Genomic DNA, 20,633 nt, shown 5'->3' with positions numbered 1-20,633 from the left:
CCGTGCTGAACCGCGACGAGCAGCCGAAGCCGGACGGCGCCTGGCCCGCTCGTGCTGGTCCTAACTGGTTTCATGGATCGACAAGGACCGCTACCTCGAGGAGCCCGCGCCATGGAGCTGCGCCAATTGCGCTATTTCGTCACCGTGGCGGAGGAACTGCACTTCGGGCGTGCGGCTGAGCGACTGCATATCGCGCAACCCGCGGTGAGTCAGCAGGTGCAGCGGCTCGAGCGGGAATTGAAGGTGCAACTGCTGGATCGGTCGCCGCGTCGGGTGCGGCTGACCGAGGCCGGGCGGCGTTTTCTGCCCGCGGCGCGCAATGTGTTGATCGCGGCCGATCAGGCGCGGGCGTCGGTGGTCGATCTGGCCGGTGCGCGGGCCGAGGTGTTCCGGCTCGGCACGGTCACCGGACTCGGCGCGCGGCTGGACGCCATCCTGGATGGCTTTGCCGAGCGTCTTCCGCAGGTGCGGATCGAGTTGGTCACGCTACCGGTGCGTGAGCGGTTGGCGCAGGTGGCCGACGGACGATTGGACGCGGCCTTCGTGCGTGCGCCCGCCGCCGACGACACTGCGGAACTGGAGTATCTGCGCGCATGGGATGACCCGCTCGTCGCTGTGCTTCCGGCCCGGCATCCGCTGGCCGCGCACCAGACGGTGCGCTTGGCCGATCTGGCCTCGGTGCCACTGCGGATGACCGAGCGGCGCAATCATCCGGCGCTGGTGGATCTGGTGCTGATGTCTTGTCAGCGTGCGGGTTTCGAGCCGGTTCCGGCCCCGACCGCCACCACGCTGCAGGATAATTTGGCCGCTATCGGCACCGCTGCTGCGATGTGGACGGTGATCTACGCGGCCAATGCCGACCAGGTGCACAATCCGCGAGTGGCTTTCCGTCCGTTCGCCGACAGCGGCCTGAGCCTGCCGATTGCCGTAGCCCTGCGAGCCGGGACCGATTCGCCGAGCTCGGAGTTGTTGCGCGATCTCCTGGCGAAGTGAGCCGTCGACGATAAGCCTCCGTTATCGCTGCGCGAACGAACTGGCCCTTGGTCGACGATCCTCGTTCGAGTGAACTGATAACAGGCCGCAGAACAAGCCGGAACCCCGGATGCGGTCTGCCCCCAACCCCTTTCATTGAGGAGATCAGTCATGCCCATCGTCACTGTCCAGCAGGGTCCGCGCACCGTCGAACTCAAGCGGGATCTGGTCCGCCGGATCACCGACGCCTTCGTCGACGCCTACCAGATTCCGGCCGAAACCGTGCAGGTGTGGATCCACGAGACCCCCGCCGACAGCTGGGGCGCGGCCGGACAGCTGACCGCCGACAAGAGATAGCCGACCGCAGATGCCGGAGCCCGACCGATACCGTCGCGATCTTGCCGATGAGGCATGACTTGCGCTGGCTACCGGTCGGGCCGGTGGTCCCCGCCACCCTGATCGCATCGGCGGCAAATGCATCAACAGCGGAATTCGGCGACGGCTGGACTGAATCAGCCGGTCGAATCCGGCTCGGGCGAACCTCGATCCAGCGGCTAGGGAACGGCGACGGTTTCGTCGCAGCTGTCGGGTGGGTCGACCAATCCGCATTCGACCGGCGGACGGGTCGGGCGATAGCTGGTGGGCACGCCGCCGGATTGGATGATGCCGCGGTAGGCGTCGACTGCGTCGGTGGGATTGCGGGTCAGGGTGGGATCGGTGCGGACGTCGACGGTGTAGAGGCCGAAACGTGGTGTGTAGCTGCCCCATTCGTAGTTGTCGGTCAGGCTCCAGTAGTTGTAGCCGATGACATTCATGCCGTCGGACTTGGCGCGCTGGAGCCAGTAGATGGTGTCGCGGAGGTGGTCGGAGCGGGTGTAGCCGTCGGCGCGCGGTTTGCCGTCCTCGGTGGGCATGCCGTTCTCCACGACATACAGTGGGCGGTCGGGAAACAACTGCGCGTAATGGCGCAGTGCGTAGTAGATGCCCTCGGTGTGAATCGGGAGTTCCCAGATCGCCGGACCCTCGTTCGAACCACCCTGGACCGCTTTGTTCGTTTCCGGCAGGGGCGCGAAATAGTAGTCGACGCCGATGAAATCGAGCTTGTCGGCGATCCGGTCCACAAGCGGGTGATTCACCTCGGTCTCGGCGCCTGCGACATAGCCGAGATTGCTGGTGACCTGGGCGTCGGGCAGGTTCTGATGGATGGTGTCATAGATTGCGTTGTGCGCCTGGGTGATTCGGTCCAGCATCGCGGGCGCCTCGTCCGGCGTGATCGCGCCGATGCGCAATTCGGTGCCGATGTAGGCGGCGGGCTCGTTGAAGGTGACCCACAGCGGATTGCGAGAGGTATAGCGGTTCACCACCTTTCGCATATTGGCCAGCCAATCCTCGACCATGCCCGGATTGCGCCAGCCGCCGCGATCAGCGGCCCAGCCGGGATACACCCAGTGATCAAGGGTGAGCATCGGCCGCATACCGGCGGCGAGGATGCGCGCGATCACGTTGTCGTAGAAGCCGAATGCCGCCTTGTCCCAGGTATCGGGTTGCGGCTGTAACCGCGCCCATTCTATCCCGATCCGATACACCCGGACCCCGAGATGTGCGGCGAGGTTGATATCGGAGATGTAGCGCTTGTAGAAGTCGACCGAATTCTCGTAGTCGTCTCCGGCCTTGCCGGTTTCGATGTAGCGGGTCCAATTGCTGTCCGGCGCACGGCCTTCGGATTGGAAGCCCGATGATGCGACGCCCCAGAGGAATTCCCGGCCGAATGGTGCGATGGTGGCCTGTGCGGTCGGCATGGCGAGGCTCGGCAGCATCAGCGCGCTCGCGATGATCGCGAGCCCGACCAGGGCGCGGCGGCGCATCGGTGTTCGCATCGTGCTCCTGTCCCCATCCGGCGCTGTTGGTCGTGCGTCACCCGGCGAGGCATTGCCCCGGTCGGTGATCCATAAGCGTAACTGTCTGATTGCTGAAGTCTCAGCAGCCGGTCGGGTGTGTCGCGAATGCAGTCGAAAGACCTGGAATTTCGTCGGGATTGCTATCTATTCGCGTCGTCAGTTCACCCGCCCGCCGATGCGGCGGGTGAGATCGTCAGCGGTGGACCGTACCTGGGCGGCGAGACCGGACCAATCAGCGGCGCACGGGATCTGCTCGCAGTGGTGCCGCAGCGTCACGCTGATCGCCGCGATCGGCCGATGGTCGTGATCGAACGCCGGATAGGCGACCGAGGCGAAGCCGGCGGTGACATGTCCGTCCTCGCTCGCCCAGCCGCGCCGACGCTCGGCGGCCAGGATGGTGCGCAGCGCCGCGAGGCTGGTCGGCCCGCGATCGGTGCGGCGTACGAAGGCCGCCGCCGACGGGAACAGCGCACGCACATGGGCGGCGGGCAGATGCGCCAGGATCGCCCGGCCCGATGCGGTCAACTGTGCGGGCAGGCGGACGCCGACATCGGTCACCAGCGTTTCAGGGCGTGCCGGGCGTTCTTTGATCAGATACAGCAGTTCATTGCCGTGCAGGACCCCGAGGTGCGCGTTGTGTCCGACCCGTCCGGCCAACTCGCGCAGCAACGGTCCGGCCACCCGCTCCAATGGATCGTGACGCAGATAGGCCGAACCGAGTTCGAAGGCGGCGATACCGAGGCCGTAGCGCCGTTCGGCGGGCAGCCGGGTGACGAAGCGGGCTTGCTCCAACTCGGCGAGCAGGTGATATGTGGTCGAGCGGGGGATGTCGAGTTCGCGCGCGATCGCGGATGCGGAGACCGGTCCGGCCCGGGTCGCCATCAGTTGCAGCACGGCCAGGCCGCGCCGCAGCGCCGGGATGTCGCTGCTCGTTCCCACGCCACTTCCTTCCAAGCCGACTGGGCCCAGCGTCTTGGATACCAGACACATCCTGGCCCAGCCTCATTCTCCACCCGCCCCGGTGGCGGTGGAATGGGTCTATGCCGGAAACCACGCAGTTACCGCCCGTGGAACTGGACGGGCCGCTGACCGTCGAACGCATCGTCGCCGTTGCCCGCGACGGCGCGGAAGTTCGATTCAGCGAGGCCGCCGAGAAGCGGCTGACCGACGCGCGCCAGCATGTCGACGCGCTGGCGGCGGGCACGGTCCCGACCTACGGCGTGTCCACCGGCTTCGGTGCACTGGCGACCCGGCACATTCCGCCGGAGAGCCGGGCCGCGCTACAGCGGTCGCTGATCCGCTCGCATGCCGCGGGAGCGGGCGCGGCGGTCGAGACAGAGGTAGTGCGCGCCATGATGCTGCTGCGGCTGCGCACGCTGGCCACCGGGCATACCGGTGTGCGACCGGAGACGGCGCTCACCTTGGCTGCCTTGATCAATGCGGGCATAACGCCGGTGGTGCACGAGTTCGGATCGCTGGGCTGCTCCGGCGATCTCGCGCCACTGGCCGCGGTCGCGTTGGCGCTGATGGGGGAGGGCGAGGTCACGGATTCCGCTGGAAACGTGGTGACAGCGGCACAGGCCTTGCACGCCAAGGGAATCAAGCCGGTGACCCTTGCCGAGAAGGAAGGCCTCGCGCTGACCAACGGCACGGACGGCATGCTCGGCATGCTGGCGCTCGCGATCAATGACCTGCGCCGACTCCTCGACGTCGCCGATATCACCGCCGCGATGAGTGTCGAGGCGCTGCTCGGCACCGACCGGGTCTTCGCCGATGACCTGCAGGCGCTGCGCCCGCATCCCGGCCAAGCCCGCTCGGCGCGGCGCATGGCTGCCGCGCTCGCGGGATCGGAAATCGTTGCCAGCCATCGGGGTCCGGACTGCAACCGGGTGCAGGACGCGTATTCGTTGCGTTGCGCACCGCAGGTGCACGGCGCCGCCCGCGACACCCTCGCCCACGCCGAACTGGTCGCCGAGCGCGAAATGGCTTCGGCGATCGACAATCCCGTCGTGCTCGCCGATGGCAGGCTGGAATCCAACGGCAACTTCCATGGTGCTCCGGTGGCGTATGTCCTGGACTTCCTGGCCATTCCGGTCGCTGATGTCGCCAGCATGGCCGAGCGGCGCACCGACCGGATGCTGGATGTCGCACGCTCGCACGGCCTTCCGGCCTTCCTCGCAGCCGATCCGGGTGTCGATTCCGGCCATATGATCGCGCAGTACACCCAGGCGGGAATCGTCAGCGAGCTCAAGCGCCTCGCGATGCCGGCCTCGGTGGATTCGATTCCGAGCAGCGCGATGCAGGAAGACCATGTGTCGATGGGCTGGTCGGCCGCGTGCAAGCTGCGCAGGGCCGTCGACGGTCTGACCACGGTGCTCGCCATCGAATATCTCACGGCCGCGAGGGCATTGGACTTGCGGGCCCCACTGCGTCCCGGCCCGGCGACCGCAGCGGCCCTCGCTCTGCTTCGCACCGAGGTCGACGGCCCGGGACCGGACCGACACCTCGCCCCGGAAATCGCCGCCGCGGCGGAACTGGTCCGTTCCGGCGAACTGCTGGGCGCGGTCACACCCCACCTCGGCACCTCAGGAAAGTGAGCGCCCGTGACAACACCCGAAGGAATCCGGTACCCGCACGGCGAATCAGGCTCGCGCACATGGCCATACGGGGTCACCCGTAGCTGTGCGACACCGACCTGCGGGAGGGACGGAAAATTCGTCGATATGGAGGCAATCCGATGACACGGACAGTGCGCGCGGCACGCGGCACGCAATTGACGGCCAAGAGCTGGCAGACCGAAGGCGCACTTCGGATGCTGCAGAACAATCTGGACCCCGAGGTTGCGGAGCGCCCGCAGGACCTGGTCGTGTACGGCGGTACCGGTAAGGCGGCGCGGAACTGGGCAAGTTTCGATGCGATCACCCGCACGCTCACCACACTCGAGGCCGATGAGACCCTGCTGGTCCAGTCGGGTAAGCCAGTCGGCGTATTCCGGACGCATGAATGGGCGCCGCGGGTACTGATCGCCAACTCGAATCTGGTGGGGGACTGGGCGACCTGGCCCGAGTTCCGCAGACTGGAATCGCTCGGCCTCACCATGTACGGGCAGATGACCGCGGGTTCGTGGATCTACATCGGCACCCAGGGCATTCTGCAGGGGACCTATGAGACCTTCGCAGCGGTGGCGGATAAGCGTTTCGGCGGCACTCTCGCCGGAACTCTCACGCTCACAGCCGGTTTGGGTGGCATGGGTGGTGCACAGCCGCTGGCGGTCACCATGAACGGCGGTGTGGCCCTGGTCGTCGAATGCGATCCGGCGCGTGCCGAGCGGCGGGTGCACGACCGCTATCTCGACGAGATCGCCACCGATTTCGATGATGCGGTGCGTCGGGTGTCGAAGGCGCGCAAGGAGCGAAAGGCATTGTCGGTCGGTCTGATCGGCAATGCCTCCGAGGTAGTGCCGAGGCTGTTGGCGGCAGGAGTCGAGATCGACATCGTCACCGACCAGACCTCGGCGCACGACCCCCTCGCATACCTGCCGCGTGGTGTCGCACTCGAAGACTGGGCCGATTACGCCGCGAAGAAGCCCGACGAATTCACCGACCGCTCCCGCGAATCCATGGCCGAACACGTCGATGCGATGCTCGGTTTCCTCGATCGCGGTGCCGAGGTCTTCGACTACGGCAATTCACTGCGCGGCGAGGCGAAACTCGGCGGTTGCGAGCGGGCCTTCGATTTCCCGGGATTCGTGCCCGCCTACATCCGGCCGCTGTTCTGCGAGGGCAAGGGGCCGTTCCGCTGGGCCGCGCTGTCGGGTGATCCGGCGGATATCGCCGCGACCGATCGCGCCATGCTGGAGCTGTTCCCGGAAAACGAATCCCTGCGCCGCTGGATCACCATGGCCGGGGAACGCGTTGCCTACCAAGGACTTCCGGCCCGCATCTGCTGGCTCGGCTACGGTGAACGGCACCTGGCCGGACTACGCTTCAACGAGATGGTCGCCAATGGGGAGTTGCAGGCTCCGGTGGTGATCGGCCGTGACCACCTCGACTCCGGCAGCGTCGCCTCGCCGTATCGCGAAACCGAGGCCATGGCCGACGGGTCCGATGCCATTGCCGACTGGCCGCTGCTCAACGCACTGGTCAACACCGCTTCGGGCGCGAGTTGGGTGTCGATCCATCACGGCGGTGGCGTCGGCATGGGCCGGTCCATCCACGCCGGACAGGTCTGTGTCGCCGACGGAACCGCGCTTGCCGGGCAGAAGATCGAGCGCGTGCTCACCAATGACCCCGGTATGGGCGTGATTCGGCATGTGGATGCCGGGTACGAGCGGGCCGGCGCGGTCGCCGAGCAGCGTGGTGTGCGAATCCCGATGCAGGAGAACAAGTGACAGCGAACGGACTGCTCGCCGAAATTGCCGATGTGGGCCGGGATACGCGGCGCGGCGGATACTCCCGACATGCCTTCGACCGTGCCGAACTGGAATTGCGTGACTGGTTCATCGAGCAGGCGGCCCGGCGCGGTCTGGATGTGACGACCGACCGCAACGGGAACATCTGGGCGTGGTGGGGGAAGCCCGGTTCCGGTGCGGTGGTCACTGGGAGTCATCTGGACTCGGTGCCGGGCGGCGGTGCGTTCGACGGCCCGCTCGGGGTGACGAGCGCCCTTGCCGCCGTCGATATTCTGCGCGCCAAGGGCTTCACTCCTGCCAAGCCGCTTGCGCTATTGGTGTTCGCGGAGGAGGAGGGCGGACGTTTCGGGGTGCCGTGTCTGGGATCCAGATTGCTCACCGGTGCCATCGACGCCGACCGCGCTCGCGGACTGCGCGACGCCGCCGGAATCACTTTCGCCGAGGCCGCGGCCAAAGCGGGGCAGGACCCGGAGCGCTTCGGCGCTGATCCCGAAGCGCTCGCCGCTATCGGCTGCTTCGTCGAATTGCATGTCGAACAGGGACGCGGGCTGATCGGCCTGGACAGCGCGATCGCCACCGGCAGTAGCATCATCGCGCACGGCCGCTACCGGTTCTCCTTCACCGGGCAGGGCAACCACGCGGGCGCGACCCGCATGCCCGACCGCCACGATCCGATGCTGCCCGCGGCCGCCGTGATCGCGGCTGCCCGCCGGGCAGCCGCGGCCACCGACGATGCCAGGGCCACCGTCGGCAAGCTGATACCGACGCCTGGCGGCACGAATGTCATTGCCTCGACGGTGGATCTGTGGCTGGATGCGCGCGTCGCCGGAGACGGACGCACCGCCGCGTTGGTCGAGGATATCGCCGGATTCGCACGCGAGGCCGCGGCCGCCGAGGGCTGCGAGGTCACCGTGACCGAGGAATCCTATTCGGACGATGTCGTTTTCGACGAGACGTTGCGGGGCCGAATGGACGCGGTACTCGGCGGCGTGCCCGCCCTACCGACCGGCGCCGGACACGATGCGGGCATTCTGGCGGCGCACGTGCCGTCCGGCATGCTCTATGTCCGCAACCCGACCGGCATCAGCCATGCGCCGCAGGAATATTCGGAACCCGCGGATGTGGATTTCGGTGCGGAGAGCCTGGCTCGCGTGCTCGAGGACTTGACCACATGAGCGCGCAGCGCTGGGCGCGGTTTCAGATGTCGGATCGGCGTGACCGGAATCCGATGCGCGGGAGTTCGGCCGAATGAGCGTCTATTGGGCCGAATATGCCTGGCTACCGGACGGATTGGCCGAACGGGTGACGATCGATGTCGCCGGATCGACGATCCGATCGGTGGCCGGAGAAACCGCGCCGAACGGACACATCTTGCGCGGCTTGACCATTCCTGGTTTCGCGAATGCGCACTCACATGCCTTCCATCGCGCCCTGCGCGGGCGTACCCACCATGGGCGGGGCACGTTCTGGACGTGGCGGGAGCGGATGTACGCGGTCGCGAATCGACTGGATCCCGACTCCTACTACCGGCTCGCACGCGGGGTGTATGCGGAGATGGTGCTCGCCGGATACACCAGCGTCGGTGAATTCCACTACCTGCATCACGCCCCCGGCGGCGTGGCCTATACCGATCCGAATGCGATGAGTGCGGCCCTGGCAGCAGCGGCGCAGGAGGCCGGAATTCGGCTCACTGTGCTCGATACCTGCTATCTCAGTGGCGGATTCGGTCGACAGCCGGACGAACACCAGCTTCGCTTCAGTGACGGTGATGCGGAGGCTTGGGCCGAGCGTTGCGCCGCGTTCAAGCCGCAGTCGGAACTGGTGCGCACCGGTGTGGCCGCACATTCGGTGCGTGCGGTGCCCCCGCGAGCACTGGCGGTGGTCGCTCGACAGGCCGACGGTCGGCCGGTGCACGTCCACCTGTCCGAACAACCGGCCGAGAATCGTGATTGCCTTGCCGCACAAGGGCTTACGCCGACCGCGCTGTTGGCGGACAACGGGCTGCTCGGGCCGGATACGGTGGCCGTGCATGCCACGCATGTGAGCACCGCCGATATCCAGATGCTGGCCGAGGCAAGGTCGCGGGCATGCTTCTGCCCGACCACCGAACGCGATCTCGGCGACGGTATCGGCCCCGCCCGCGAACTTCTCGACGCCGGAGTCCGGCTGTGCCTCGGCACCGACAGTCACGCGGTCGTCGACGGCTTCGAAGAGTGGCGTGCGCTGGAGCTGAACGAACGTCTCGCCGCGCACACTCGCGGACGATTCGAGATTGCGGAGTTGTTCGGTGCGGCAACAGATCACGCATCCATCGGCTGGCCGGAAGTGGGTCGCATCGAAGCGGGTGCGGCGGCCGATCTGGTCACCGTCGAGCTCGAATCGATACGGACCGCGGGCACCGAACCCGCGGCCACACTGTTCGCGGCTTCGGCCGGCGATATCCGCGAGGTGCTGATCGCCGGGCGGCAGGTGGTCTCCGATGGCCGCCATGTACTGGTGGAGAGTCCCGAAAACATTCTGCGAGAAGAGATCCGGGCGTTGTGCTCACCCTGATCGCACGCGGCAACGAATAGACCGGAATGTTCACCGACAGAAAGGGCACCGTGTCGACCCTCATCACCGGAATCGGCGAGCTGACCACCAACGCGCCGGACGGCCCGCTGCACGATGCCGCAGTCGTGCTCGAGGATGATCGGTTCGCCTGGATCGGTCCGGCGAAATCCGCACCCGCAGCCGATGATCGGGTCGATATCGGCGGCCGCGCGGCGTTGTCCGGGTGGGTCGACAGCCATACCCACCTGGTCTTCGCCGGTGATCGCACCGCCGAATTCGAGGCCAGAATGGCCGGTCAGCCCTACCGTGCCGGTGGTATCGCAACAACGGTCGCCGCCACCAGAAGTGCCTCGGACGACCAGCTTTCGGCCAACCTGCGTCGCCACGTCACCGAGGCCTACCGTCAGGGCACGACATGCCTGGAGACCAAAACCGGATACGGCCTCAGCGTGCCCGACGAGGCACGCTCGGCCCGCATCGCCGCCGCCATCGCCGACGAGGTGACCTACCTCGGCGCACACCTGGTGCCGCCCGGTGCCGATGCCGAAACCTACGTGGACCTGGTCTGCGGCGATATGCTCGACGCCGTCGCACCGCATGTGCGCTGGGCCGATGTCTTCTGCGAGACAGGCGCTTTCGACGAGGACCAGTCCGCTCGCGTCCTGCGCGCCGCCGCCGCACGCGGCCTCGGTCTACGCGTGCACGGCAACCAATTGGGCACCGGCCCCGGCGTGCAACTGGCCGTCCACCACGGCGCGGCCAGCGTGGATCACTGCACCTATCTCACCGACGCCGATATCGAGGCCCTCGCCGCCTCGGACACCGTCGCCACCGTCCTGCCCGCCTGCGACCTGTCCACCCGCCAACCCCTCGCTCCCGCCCGCGCACTGCTCGACGCGGGTGCGACCGTCGCGCTGGCCACCAATGCCAATCCAGGCAGTTCCTACACCACATCGATGGCCTTTTGCGTCGCAACGGCCGTACTCCAGATGGGCCTCTCGATCGCCGAAGCGGTGTACGCGGCCACTGCGGGGGGTGCGAAAGCATTGCGCCGCAATGATGTCGGGGTCATCGAGGTGGGCGCCCGAGCCGATCTTCAGGTGCTCGACGCTCCCTCGGTCACCCATCTTGCCTACCGTCCGGGCGTCCCTCTGACGCTGGCCGTCTGGCGTTCGGGCCAACGCATGCCAATGGCTGAATGGCCGGGTGCCGCAGGATGACCCGGTGCGGCCTATGAGTTTTCGAGCGAGCGTAGCGCGGCATCCACGAGAGTCGTTGCGGTGCCGGCACATACCTCGACGGCCGCATCGGGCTCGAGCCCGCGCACATCGATCAGCACGATGAACGCCTCCCAACCCACCACGAGCGCGATACTCGACACGAGATCGTCGAACTGCCGCTGGGACATGCGGTCACGCAATGGTTCGAGCGCCCATTCGATCCAACGCACCCGGCGATGCCCACGTCGTGGTGGTGCGTCCTCCGTGGGCGGATCGACAGTGAGCTTCACCAACCGCCGTCCCATCGGCAGCAGCTCGGTGATCTCCGCGCCCATCGCCCGCACCAGTTCGGCGATACGCACGCGCGGGTCCGCGGAATGGATATTCGTCAGCGCCTCATCGGTATTCGCGCTGAGCAGGCCGATGGTGGCGTCGAGCATCAACTGGTCGAGAGTTGGGAAATGCAGGTAGACGGTGCGTCTGGACACGTCCGCAGCGGCGGCGATGTCGTTGACCGAGGGTTCGATGCCGCGGTTCAGCAGCGTCATGGAGGCGTCGACGATGGCTTTGCGGGTGCGTCGGCGCTGCGCGACGCGGCCCGAAGTGAGCTGGGCGGTTTCCTCGACCTGGGTGGTTTCGCTGACCCGGGCGCGGTGCTCGGTCATTCGCTGCGTGTCCTCCGCGTGACATCTTGACAGTGTTACCTCGGCCAAAACTATACTAAGTTGCACTTATTGCACAGGAGTGCATTTAGTATCGGGAGGAACTAAATGACTATCGGGGATCTTGTGTCTGCGCTGGAGCAGGTGTTATGAGCCGCCGGGCGGCCGAGCCGCCGGGTTGTGATACCCACGACATGGTGCTGGTGCACCGGGTGTTCCGACGCGAATTCCGTTTGCTGGCAGACATTGTCGAGGCGACCTCGCCCATGGATGCCGAACAGGTAGCGCGCGTGAGCGCACATGCGCGCGAGATGCTCGCCGCCCTGCATCATCATCACAGCAATGAGGACGAGCTGGTTTGGCCGAAACTGCGTTGGGCAGAGTTGGATTCGACGCTGATCGATCTCATGCAGACCCAGCACGAAGAGGTCGATGCGCTCATGCGCCGCGTCGATTCCGAATTGTCCGAGTGGGAACATCAGGGCGGTGCGGAAACAGCGGATCTGCTGGTCGAGGGGCTACGTCGACTACATGAGGCGCTCACCGAACATCTTCGCCTCGAGGAAGATTCGGTACTGCCGATGGTGGCCGAGACCTTGACCGAATCGGAGTGGGCCGAACTCGGCAAGCGCGGTATGGCGTCGTTTTCGAAGGGGCGGGCCCTGGTATTCCTCGGTCATATCGCCGAGGAGGCCGATGAGCGCGAGTGGTCGGAATTCGCCGGACATATCCCGGCTCCGCTCCGGCTGCTGTATCGAGTCTTCGGCCGCCGTGGCTACGCCAGGGAGACCGCACTGCTGCGCCGCGATCTGCGCTCGGTCGGAAAGGTTGTCAAATAAGGGAACTCAGCGCGCCGGGAAGCGGATGATCCGATCGTCACCGGCACGGACGTCACCGCGGCCGTCCGTGTTGGAGGTGGTCAGCCACAGCGCACCGTCCGAGGCAATTGCCACCGTGCGCAGGCGGCCCAGGTCGGGCACCTGGGCCTGCGGTGTGCCGAGTGCGCCGTCGTGTAGTGGAACCGTCCACAATCGCTCGCCGCGCAGCGCCGCGACATAGAGGGTGTCGCCGGAGATGGCAATGCCGGACGGTGATGCCTCCGAAGGTTTCCAAATGACTTGGGGGTCGGTGAATCCCCGATCGGTGCCGCCTTTGCCTTCGACGATCGGCCAGCCGTAGTTGCGACCCGGCTCGATCAGATTGATCTCGTCGAAGGCGTTCTGACCGAACTCCGCGGCGAATAATCTGCCTGCCCGATCCCAAGCCAGACCTTGTACATTGCGGTGGCCCAGGCTGTAAACCGGCGAACCGGACGTCGGATTGCCCGGTGCCGGAGCGCCATCGGGTGTCAGCCGCAGGATCTTTCCATTGGGGCTCGCCGGATCCTGAGAGGTGGCGCCCTGTCCCGCGTCTCCGGTTCCGACATACAGCATGCCGTCGGGCCCGAACGCGATCCGGCCGCCATTGTGGTTCCCGGCCTTGGCAATACCGGCGAAGATGACCTCCGGTTGCCCATCGAGCCGGAACCGCACGATCCGATTGTCATCGGCGGCGGTGAAATACGCATAGACATACCGTGTTTCGGCATAATCCGCAGCGACGGCAAGTCCGAGCAGACCGCCCTCGCCGCGCGCGACCACACCCGGAACCTCGTACACCTGCTCGGGCTCGCGACCGGACACCACCCGCATGATTCGGCCGGTATCCCGCTCCGCGACCAGGGCCCCGCCTTCGGGCAGGAAGGCCAGTCCCCACGGCACGTCGATACCGTGCACGATTTCCTCCCCCGCGGCCAGATCCGGCACACCCGACGGCGTGCTGGGCGCGGTGCTCGTGACAATGTCCGGCCCGGCGCCGGAATCGCTGTCGCATCCGGCCACCGCGCCGATCATCAGCACGGCGATCGCGAATCCGATGAATTTCCGCATGCGTATCCCTCCGACTGATCATTCGGCGGTGCTGTCTCGATCGTGCCTGCTTACGTGCTGGTCTGCCATCCGCCGCGACGTCACGGCTACTGTCGAGGGCGGGATCCACCATGGGAGGGAAGATCAATGCAGATCGCCATCGTTCGCATCGGTGATCCTCGCCGCCGCCGGGATTCTGCAGGGTAAGCCCGCCACATCGCATTGGGCCGGTTTACCGATGCTGAAGGCGCTCGGTGCCGAACCACGCGCCGAGGAACGAATCGTGCGCGACGGCAAGATCGTCACCGCCGCGGGCGTCTCTGCCGGAATCGACCTCGGGTTGTGGCTGGTGGGTGAGATCGCGGGTAAGGACCAGGCCGAGGCGATCCAATTGATGATCGAATACGATCCCCAGCCGCCCTTCGACAGCGGCCATATGAGCAAGGCGAGTTCGGCGACGCGGCGCAGGGTGACCGGGCTGGTCGGTCGCGAGGGAGCCGATCTGCTCACGGCCGATCCGCGTGCCGTGGTGCGGGAGGCGAGTGCCATCGCGAAGCTGTCCTGGGCGGCGGCCATCGAGCGAGCTCGCGCGCGTCGACGGTTCGGCAAGCGTTAGTTGCTGCCCGCGATCAGCACCGCGACAAGGGCGATCGCTCCGGGCAGCGCTTGGACGAACAGGATCCTGCGGTTCGCGGTCGCCGCACCGTAGCTCCCGGCGACGACAACGCATGCGGTGAAGAAGATCATCGCGGCGAATCCGACCGGGTCCGAGGCGATGATGCCCCAGATCAGACCGGCCGCCAGGAAGCCGTTGTAGAGGCCCTGATTGGCGGCCAGAACCTTGGTCTGCTCGGCGAATTCGGCCGTGCTGCCGAAGGACGCGCGCACCCGCGGCGTGGTCCACAGGAACATCTCCATGACCAGGATGTAGATGTGCAGCAACGCCACCAGGCCGACCAGCACCTCGGCTACTACGCGCATTCGATTGATCCCTTCACACGGATACGGCTCGTTGTCGGTCCACAGGATGGACGATCGGTGTCGGAAGCTTCGGAAGGCGCGCCCGACCGAGCACGCCCGTTAGTTCTTGTGCAGAGTGCCGGTGATATCGCCGAGCACACCGCTGAAACCGCCGCTGAAACTGTAGGTGACCGAACCGTCCGGTTGCAGGATGACTTTCGAGGTCGACCCTTCGTCCATACAGCCGCTCGCACCGCCGCTGAGCCGTGCCACGAAGGTGATCTGGGTGTCGGTGGCATTGGTCAGACGTTCGGCGCGTTCACACCGGCTGCGCGATGCCTGGCCGGTATTGGCCGAGGTGGCGATCTCCTCGCCGACTTTCCCTTCGTGAATGGTCAACTCGATATCGAAGGTGGCGAGCGCATCCCGTGCGGTGCCGGTCCACTTGCCGACGAGCGCTTCGGGTACCGCCGAATTTGTGGCCGCTGCCGAAGTGCTTGTCGCGGAGGCCTGCGGCGTCGCGGTCGTCGTGGGAGCGACGGAGGTGACCACCGCCGAAGCGCTCACTGTCGCGGCCGAATCGGAGGATTTGTCGGTCAGCTGCGTCCCGATGAGGAATGCGCCGCCCGCGACGATGAGACCGGCCACCACGGCCGTGATGATCCATGCGGTCCGACGTGAACGACTTCTCGGCGCAGTCGGCGGGTAATAGTAGGCGGCTTGTTGCCCCGGCTGGTCCTGCGCGGGCGGATACGGCGCGTACACACGGCTCGAATTGGCTTGCGGCCCAGGGGGTCCAGATTGCCATGCGGTATTTCCGGACTGCCAAGCCACCGTATCGGCCGCAGGCCGGGACAGCGTATGCGGCCCCGAATTCGATTGCGGTAACGGCCGCGAAATCGTCGCCGCCGACCGTGCCGGATCCGGTCCGACCGCCTCGACCGGCCCGGATTCCAGATCGAGCAGCGCAACCGCCCGCCTGCTCACCTCTTCGAGCACCGGCGCGGGCAGCCAGCCGCCACGTTCTGGAACCCCGAGTTCGGCAAGCTGATCGAGCAACTGCTGCGGTGTCGGGCGCGCCGCCACTTCCTTGTTCAGGCACGCCGCGATGAGCGGTCGCAGCCGGTCCGGCACGGCCGTCAGCCGCGGCTCCTCGTACACCACCCGATACAGCATCTGCACGGTCTCGCCGGCGCCGAACGGCCCCTGCCCGGTCGCCGCGTAGACGAGCACGCCGCCGAGTGCGAATACATCACCTTCGGGACCCATGGTCGGTCCGACCACCTGCTCCGGACACATGAATCCCGGTGAGCCGATGACATTTCCGGTGGTCGTCAATGCGCTGTCCTCGGCGCCGCGCGCGATGCCGAAGTCGATCACCTTCGGACCGTCCACGGCCAGCAGCACATTGGACGGTTTCAGATCGCGATGCACGATCCCCGCACCGTGCACGGCGATCAATGCCTCGGCCAGACCGTGCGCGAGCACCAGCAGCGTGCTCTCGCTGAACGTGCCGAACTGCTCGACCGCATCGGTCAACGAGAATCCGGCCACGTAGCCGGTCGCCAGCCACGGTGGCGTCGAATCCACATCCGCGTCGAGCACCGGCGCGGTGAACTTCCCGCCGACCCGCCGCGCCGCGGTGACCTCGCGCCGGAACCGCTCCCGGAACTCGTTGCCGATCAGATCCGGGCGGATCACCTTCACCGCGACGGTGCGGCCACCTGCGCTGCGCCCGAGGTACACCCGGCCCATACCGCCCGCACCGAGCAGGCCGAGTAGCCGGTAGTCCCCGATCCGGGTGGGATCGTCTGTGCCGAGCGGTCGCATCGCGAACTGGGGTCCTCTCACCTGACGTCGAACACGCAAAGGCTACCCAGGCCGCGCTCGGTTGCCCTAGCCGGTGGCGGCCGGAATCGGTGTGGGAGCCGCGCGGCGCAGCTGCCGCGCCAACAAGAATGCGGCGATGGCGGCGGGAACATTCATCAGCACCCCGTAGACCGCGGGCGGCACCGCCATCTGCGAATTGTGCAGCACGCTGGAGGCGACCGCGATGGCCAACGCGCCGTTGTGAATGCCGATCTCCATCGCCGAGGCGATCGCCTGATCGGCCTCCACCCGGAACAAGCGCGGCACGGTGTACCCGATGACGAAACTCAGCGTCGACAGCAGCAGGCTGAGGGTGGCGAGCTTGCCGATGTTCTCGGTCAGCGTGTCGAACTCGCGCCCCACCGCTGCCACCACGACCAGCAGCAGCACCACCGCCGAGACGATCTTGACGTTCTTGCGCATCCGCTCGGCCCAGTCGGTGAACCGGCGATGTACCCACATCCCCACCGCGACGGGAACCAGCACGATCGCGAACACCTGGGCGAACTTATCCGGCCTCAGCCCGATCGCGGCGTCATCGTCCATGAACAGCGTGAACGACAGCGTGACCACCAGCGGCAGGGTGAAGACGGCGAGAATCGAATTGATCGCGGTCAGCGTGATATTCAGGGCCACATTGCCACCGGCGATATGGCTGAACAGATTCGCCGACGGCCCGCCCGGCGAGGCGACGAGCAACATCACCCCGACGGCCAGCGCACCCTCGAGCCGGAACAGGTAGACCAGACCCAGGCAGATCGCGGGCAGCACGATCATCTGGCACACCAGCGCGACCACCGCCGCCTTGGGATACCGCAGCACCCTGGCGAAATCGTCGACGGTCAAGGTCAACCCGAGTCCGAACATGACCAGCGCCAGGGCCAGCGGTAGGAACACGGCGAAAATCGTTGAACCCATTCAGATCTCCTCATCAGGACTCGGACGGTTATCGACGTTATCGACTCACCGTCCGGGCGGCGACCCCACCCGTGGGAGCCCGGCCGCAGCGATCGCCGGATCAGACGATGCGATGATGGTGTACGGAGCGCGATCGAGATACTCGTCCGACCTGAAGGGGCCTTCCCTTGATGCAGATCTATCGGCTCGTATTGCTCACCCTCGGTATCGGACTCCTCGGTCTGACCGCGTGCAGCTCAGGTGACAACGATGGCGGGATAACCGATTACGGACCGACCACTACGGCGGCGGCGACCACACCGAGTGCCGCGCCTACGGCGAAATGCGGCGTCGACCTGACTGCGCCGGTGATCGGTGCCGCCATCGCCACGCTGCCCGTCGATCCGATCACCAAGGTGCCGTGGTCCACTGATCCGGCCGGATTCGAGGGCACCTTCGATCCGTGCGTCACGCTGTCGGCCGTGATCATTACGGTCGAGGGCGCGACCGGTAGTTCGCCGAATCAAGTGCTGCTGTTCCACAGGGGCGAATTCGTCGGTACCGGCACGCGGGAGAGTCTCGGGTTCACTTCGCTGGATCCGGGGCACACGACCGATGACACCGTCGGCGTGGTCTACAAGACGCCCGGCAGCTGCAACGCCTGCCCCGACGGCACGCTCACGCCGGTCCAATTCCATTGGGATGGAAGGCAAGTCCAGACCATCGGGACGCCGCCGAGATAGCGTCATCGCATTATGCGATCCAGCGCGGCGTTCAGCTCGGTGGCCGGCTCGCTCGGCAGGCTCGGCATGCGCCAGGCAATGATCTGATCGGGGCGCACGAGCAGTGCGCCGGTGGGGGAGAGGCCGACGGTGTCGGGCCAATCCTGGTCCAGCTCATGGATTTCCAGCGGTAGCTGGGTCTTCCATGCGGTGCCTGCCGGGCCGACCAGGAGAGCGCAGGATGTTCCGATGAGGTCGAGTGTGGAGCGACCGTCGGGCAGCCGGCGATGGGGCAGTCGAGTGCCGGGTTGGCCGGTGGAATCGAGATGCGCCATGGTGTGCGGGCTGCCGTCGTCGATGAGCGCGCCCGCGCGGTAGCGATTGCCCAGGATGAGGGCGATCGGATCGGCGAGTGGTGTGGCGTCGGTGGCTTCGCGATTCATGGTGCGCAGGTCGGCGGTTCGGATGCTCGATTGGTCGGCGATGTACCAGCCGACCGGGCGGCGTTCGGTGTGGTAGGTGTCCAGCAATGCCGGATCGGCCTCGCCGCGCAGGACTGCCGCCAGCTTCCAGGCGAGGTTGTGCACGTCCTCGATGCCGGTATTCGCGCCCGCGGCGGCGAAAGGCGGCATGACATGAGCGGCGTCACCGGCCAGGAAGACACGACCCGCACGGTATTGCTCGGCGACGAACATCCCCGGCTCCCAAGGCAATACGCTGAGCAGCTCGATCGGCATATCGGGAACACCGATGGCCGTTCGCAATACGCTCGGCCATTCGTCCAGCGGACGGTCGACTTCCTCGGTGGTGGTGAATATCCAACGCTGCGAGCCGTCGATCGAGGCGAAAGCTCCTGGCGCATCGGCGCCCTCGATCTGGCAGAGGTTGAATTCGCGGCCGCGCACCAAGTCGGCGAGATCGGCGCGGAAGTAGACATTGACGGCTCGGCCGAGCGTGCCACGACCATCGCGCGGAATGCCGAGCCGCTCGCGGATCGGACTCGACGCACCGTCGGCGGCGATCAGATAATCCGCGCGCAACCGCTCGACCACGCCGTCGGCGGCGCGAATCGTGGCGGTGACGCCCTCGGGCTCGTCGGCGAAGTCCGTGAGCTCGACGCCGAACCGCACATCGCAGCCGCGAGCCACCGCGATGCGTCGCAGCACCGGCTCCAGCAGATCCTGGGCACACAGGCACGCGGTGGCCGGGGTGATGGTCGACCAGTCCGGCACCCCGCCGGGCAGTGTGAAGGGAATCCGTTCGGCCTGCGCGAGCGTCGGACCGGCCGCGAAGTGCTGGTGCGCTGCGAGGTCGCGAGCCGCATCCAGTACCTGCTCGGCAATGCCGAGCTGGCCGAACAGTTCCATGGTCCGGATATTGATGCGCCGGGCCTTGGGTTGCGGTGAGGTGGTCGGCCTGCGTTCCACCAGGACCGTTGCCACGCCCTGCCGGCGCAGGAACAGCGCGGCCGACAGTCCGACCAATCCGCCGCCGACGATGAGAACACGAGGTTCGTGTACGTTGTACATCATGTGTACGTTGTACACGAATGGTTGAATGCCCGGCAAGGAGGTGGCAGTGAGCGAGCGCCGGCGAGGTGGAGGCATGAGCGAGGATCCGTCGCCGCCCGGACAGTTGATCTGGTCGCTACCCGAACCGCCGGGCCGACCGACCACGACGCTGAGCCGGGCGAGCATCCTGCGTGCGGCATTGACCGCGGCCGATGCCGAGGGCGCGCGGGCGCTGACCATGCGGCGGATCGCCACGGCGGTCGGTGCGTCCACGCCGATGTCGCTGTATCGCTATGTCGGCAGCAAGGATGGGCTGGTCGACTTGATGATCGACGCCGTCTACGGCGAGATTCCGCTACCCACGACACCTCCGGGCCATTGGCGTACCGCGCTCGAAGAGCTTTCGCTCGCCACCTGGTCGGTGATCCAGCGCCACCTCTGGTTCGGTGAGCTCGTGCACACGCGCCCGCCGCTCGGGCCGAATGCGCTGCGCTACTTCGATTTCCGCTTCGCCCTGCTGGAGCCCCTCGATATCGCCGCCGACGATATGACGCTGATCACCGCCGCCGTAGACGGCCATCTCATCGGCGCCGCACTGCAACTCGCCGAGGAGAACCGCATGCGAGCTCGTTCCGGACTGCACACCGACGACGAGTTGGCCGCCGCCGCGCAACCGATGCTGGCCCCGATCCTCGCCGACGGTCGCTACCCGGCCTTCGCCCGCTGGCTCGCCGCGCGTACCACCACCAGCGGCGTAGACCCCGTGGAATGGACGCTGACCAGCCTGCTCGACGGCATCACGGATCGCCTGGAACTTCCGAAATAACGCAGTTCGTGGGCGCAGCGCGGATCGGCAATTCGACGTAGCTCGGTCACGGTTCGGTCACACAGTGTTGTGGGTCCAGCGAGTCTGCGGGGAAATTCGACGAACCGAACGGACCGTACCTAGCGGAATATTCGCCAATAGATTGCTATGGTCGTCGCGCGTCGAATCGGGCGATCTTGTCTGCATGCTGCGTACCAGTCGAGAGGGGATCACGAGTTGTCGGGG

At 66.5% G+C, this 20,633-nt stretch carries 18 protein-coding genes and 1 pseudogene; 11 read left to right on the top strand and 8 right to left on the bottom strand.

Annotated elements, in window-relative coordinates:
- Positions 1 to 111: 111 nt before the first annotated feature.
- Both ACQPYR_RS26875 and dmpI read left to right on the top strand, forming a co-directional pair.
- Positions 112 to 993 (top strand): LysR substrate-binding domain-containing protein, encoded by an 882-nt coding sequence (locus ACQPYR_RS26875; RefSeq protein WP_433621725.1) that lies wholly within the window; start codon positions 112 to 114, stop codon positions 991 to 993.
- Positions 994 to 1,143: 150 nt separating this feature from the next.
- Positions 1,144 to 1,329 carry a 4-oxalocrotonate tautomerase DmpI gene (gene dmpI, locus ACQPYR_RS26870; RefSeq protein WP_433621724.1) on the top strand — a complete coding sequence of 62 codons (186 nt, stop codon included), beginning with the start codon at positions 1,144 to 1,146 and terminating at the stop codon, positions 1,327 to 1,329.
- Positions 1,330 to 1,526: 197 nt separating this feature from the next.
- Here dmpI and ACQPYR_RS26865 read toward each other — a convergent pair whose 3' ends face one another.
- Positions 1,527 to 2,849: a family 1 glycosylhydrolase gene (locus tag ACQPYR_RS26865; protein WP_433621723.1), complete on the bottom strand. Its 1,323-nt coding sequence runs from the start codon at positions 2,847 to 2,849 to the stop codon at positions 1,527 to 1,529.
- A gap of 177 nt (positions 2,850 to 3,026) precedes the next feature.
- Complete coding sequence (locus ACQPYR_RS26860) at positions 3,027 to 3,809, bottom strand: IclR family transcriptional regulator (protein ID WP_433621722.1); 783 nt, start codon at positions 3,807 to 3,809, stop codon at positions 3,027 to 3,029.
- Between the two features lie 101 nt (positions 3,810 to 3,910).
- Here ACQPYR_RS26860 and hutH point away from each other — a divergent pair, with 101 nt between their 5' ends.
- From hutH to hutI, 5 genes are all read left to right on the top strand, one after another.
- A complete protein-coding gene (gene hutH / locus ACQPYR_RS26855; protein WP_433621721.1) occupies positions 3,911 to 5,467 on the top strand; it encodes a histidine ammonia-lyase in 1,557 nt (518 codons plus the stop codon).
- A gap of 140 nt (positions 5,468 to 5,607) precedes the next feature.
- Entirely contained in the window at positions 5,608 to 7,260 is a 1,653-nt protein-coding gene (gene hutU, locus ACQPYR_RS26850; protein WP_433621720.1) for a urocanate hydratase, read from the top strand.
- Positions 7,257 to 8,456 carry an allantoate amidohydrolase gene (locus ACQPYR_RS26845; RefSeq protein ID WP_433621719.1) on the top strand — a complete coding sequence of 400 codons (1,200 nt, stop codon included), beginning with the start codon at positions 7,257 to 7,259 and terminating at the stop codon, positions 8,454 to 8,456. The genes hutU and ACQPYR_RS26845 overlap by 4 nt, the downstream gene beginning before the upstream one ends.
- 73 nt (positions 8,457 to 8,529) lie before the next feature.
- Entirely contained in the window at positions 8,530 to 9,834 is a 1,305-nt protein-coding gene (locus tag ACQPYR_RS26840; protein ID WP_433621718.1) for a formimidoylglutamate deiminase, read from the top strand.
- A gap of 50 nt (positions 9,835 to 9,884) precedes the next feature.
- Complete coding sequence (hutI, locus tag ACQPYR_RS26835; protein WP_433635253.1) at positions 9,885 to 11,054, top strand: imidazolonepropionase; 1,170 nt, start codon at positions 9,885 to 9,887, stop codon at positions 11,052 to 11,054.
- Positions 11,055 to 11,065: 11 nt separating this feature from the next.
- On the opposite strand, the gene ACQPYR_RS26830 is transcribed toward hutI, so the two are convergent.
- Positions 11,066 to 11,719, bottom strand: coding sequence for a TetR/AcrR family transcriptional regulator (locus ACQPYR_RS26830; protein WP_433621717.1), 654 nt, complete (start codon positions 11,717 to 11,719; stop codon positions 11,066 to 11,068).
- 146 nt (positions 11,720 to 11,865) lie between these two features.
- On the opposite strand from ACQPYR_RS26830, the gene ACQPYR_RS26825 reads away from it, so the two are divergent.
- Positions 11,866 to 12,555 (top strand): hemerythrin domain-containing protein, encoded by a 690-nt coding sequence (locus ACQPYR_RS26825; protein WP_433621716.1) that lies wholly within the window; start codon positions 11,866 to 11,868, stop codon positions 12,553 to 12,555.
- Positions 12,556 to 12,561: 6 nt separating this feature from the next.
- Here the strand turns inward: ACQPYR_RS26825 and ACQPYR_RS26820 are convergent, their stop codons facing one another.
- Positions 12,562 to 13,644, bottom strand: a complete 1,083-nt coding sequence (locus tag ACQPYR_RS26820; protein WP_433621715.1) for a PQQ-dependent sugar dehydrogenase — start codon at positions 13,642 to 13,644, stop codon at positions 12,562 to 12,564.
- Positions 13,645 to 13,792: 148 nt separating this feature from the next.
- Between ACQPYR_RS26820 and ACQPYR_RS26815 the strand changes: the two are divergent.
- Positions 13,793 to 14,239: pseudogene (locus ACQPYR_RS26815) on the top strand (DJ-1/PfpI family protein); the annotation flags it as partial.
- Here the strand turns inward: ACQPYR_RS26815 and ACQPYR_RS26810 are convergent.
- The 3 genes from ACQPYR_RS26810 to ACQPYR_RS26800 all read right to left on the bottom strand — a co-directional run bounded on the left by ACQPYR_RS26810 (position 14,236) and on the right by ACQPYR_RS26800 (position 17,370).
- Positions 14,236 to 14,604, bottom strand: coding sequence for a DUF1304 domain-containing protein (locus tag ACQPYR_RS26810; RefSeq protein ID WP_433621714.1), 369 nt, complete (start codon positions 14,602 to 14,604; stop codon positions 14,236 to 14,238). The pseudogene ACQPYR_RS26815 and the gene ACQPYR_RS26810 sit on opposite strands and share 4 nt — an antisense overlap.
- A 99-nt stretch (positions 14,605 to 14,703) precedes the next feature.
- Positions 14,704 to 16,413, bottom strand: coding sequence for a protein kinase domain-containing protein (locus ACQPYR_RS26805; RefSeq protein WP_433621713.1), 1,710 nt, complete (start codon positions 16,411 to 16,413; stop codon positions 14,704 to 14,706).
- Positions 16,414 to 16,479: 66 nt separating this feature from the next.
- Complete coding sequence (locus ACQPYR_RS26800) at positions 16,480 to 17,370, bottom strand: bile acid:sodium symporter family protein (protein WP_433621711.1); 891 nt, start codon at positions 17,368 to 17,370, stop codon at positions 16,480 to 16,482.
- A 170-nt stretch (positions 17,371 to 17,540) separates the two neighbouring features.
- Between ACQPYR_RS26800 and ACQPYR_RS26795 the strand changes: the two genes are divergently transcribed.
- Positions 17,541 to 18,092, top strand: a complete 552-nt coding sequence (locus ACQPYR_RS26795; protein ID WP_433635252.1) for an LppP/LprE family lipoprotein — start codon at positions 17,541 to 17,543, stop codon at positions 18,090 to 18,092.
- 2 nt (positions 18,093 to 18,094) lie between these two features.
- Here ACQPYR_RS26795 and ACQPYR_RS26790 read toward each other — a convergent pair whose 3' ends face one another.
- Positions 18,095 to 19,603: an FAD-dependent oxidoreductase gene (locus tag ACQPYR_RS26790; protein ID WP_433621709.1), complete on the bottom strand. Its 1,509-nt coding sequence runs from the start codon at positions 19,601 to 19,603 to the stop codon at positions 18,095 to 18,097.
- A 73-nt stretch (positions 19,604 to 19,676) separates the two neighbouring features.
- On the opposite strand from ACQPYR_RS26790, the gene ACQPYR_RS26785 reads away from it, so the two are divergent.
- Positions 19,677 to 20,408, top strand: coding sequence for a TetR/AcrR family transcriptional regulator (locus ACQPYR_RS26785; protein WP_433621707.1), 732 nt, complete (start codon positions 19,677 to 19,679; stop codon positions 20,406 to 20,408).
- The last annotated feature ends 225 nt before the right edge of the window (positions 20,409 to 20,633 follow it).

The organism is Nocardia sp. CA-120079, assembly GCF_050955745.1.
In the GTDB taxonomy this organism is placed as follows: domain Bacteria; phylum Actinomycetota; class Actinomycetes; order Mycobacteriales; family Mycobacteriaceae; genus Nocardia.
This window is presented reverse-complemented; position numbering and strand designations above follow the sequence as displayed.

Excerpts from the sequence above, each read along its gene's own strand:
- ACQPYR_RS26875 (WP_433621725.1), top strand. The coding sequence starts at position 112 with ATGGAGCTGCGCCAATTGCGCTATTTCGTCACCGTGGCGGAGGAACTG.
- dmpI (WP_433621724.1), top strand. The coding sequence starts at position 1,144 with ATGCCCATCGTCACTGTCCAGCAGGGTCCGCGCACCGTCGAACTCAAG.
- ACQPYR_RS26865 (WP_433621723.1), bottom strand. The coding sequence starts at position 2,849 with ATGCGAACACCGATGCGCCGCCGCGCCCTGGTCGGGCTCGCGATCATC.
- hutH (WP_433621721.1), top strand. The coding sequence starts at position 3,911 with ATGCCGGAAACCACGCAGTTACCGCCCGTGGAACTGGACGGGCCGCTG.
- hutU (WP_433621720.1), top strand. The coding sequence starts at position 5,608 with ATGACACGGACAGTGCGCGCGGCACGCGGCACGCAATTGACGGCCAAG.
- ACQPYR_RS26840 (WP_433621718.1), top strand. The coding sequence starts at position 8,530 with ATGAGCGTCTATTGGGCCGAATATGCCTGGCTACCGGACGGATTGGCC.
- ACQPYR_RS26830 (WP_433621717.1), bottom strand. The coding sequence starts at position 11,719 with ATGACCGAGCACCGCGCCCGGGTCAGCGAAACCACCCAGGTCGAGGAA.
- ACQPYR_RS26825 (WP_433621716.1), top strand. The coding sequence starts at position 11,866 with ATGAGCCGCCGGGCGGCCGAGCCGCCGGGTTGTGATACCCACGACATG.
- ACQPYR_RS26820 (WP_433621715.1), bottom strand. The coding sequence starts at position 13,644 with ATGCGGAAATTCATCGGATTCGCGATCGCCGTGCTGATGATCGGCGCG.
- ACQPYR_RS26810 (WP_433621714.1), bottom strand. The coding sequence starts at position 14,604 with ATGCGCGTAGTAGCCGAGGTGCTGGTCGGCCTGGTGGCGTTGCTGCAC.
- ACQPYR_RS26805 (WP_433621713.1), bottom strand. The coding sequence starts at position 16,413 with ATGCGACCGCTCGGCACAGACGATCCCACCCGGATCGGGGACTACCGG.
- ACQPYR_RS26800 (WP_433621711.1), bottom strand. The coding sequence starts at position 17,370 with ATGGGTTCAACGATTTTCGCCGTGTTCCTACCGCTGGCCCTGGCGCTG.
- ACQPYR_RS26795 (WP_433635252.1), top strand. The coding sequence starts at position 17,541 with ATGCAGATCTATCGGCTCGTATTGCTCACCCTCGGTATCGGACTCCTC.
- ACQPYR_RS26790 (WP_433621709.1), bottom strand. The coding sequence starts at position 19,603 with ATGATGTACAACGTACACGAACCTCGTGTTCTCATCGTCGGCGGCGGA.
- ACQPYR_RS26785 (WP_433621707.1), top strand. The coding sequence starts at position 19,677 with ATGAGCGAGGATCCGTCGCCGCCCGGACAGTTGATCTGGTCGCTACCC.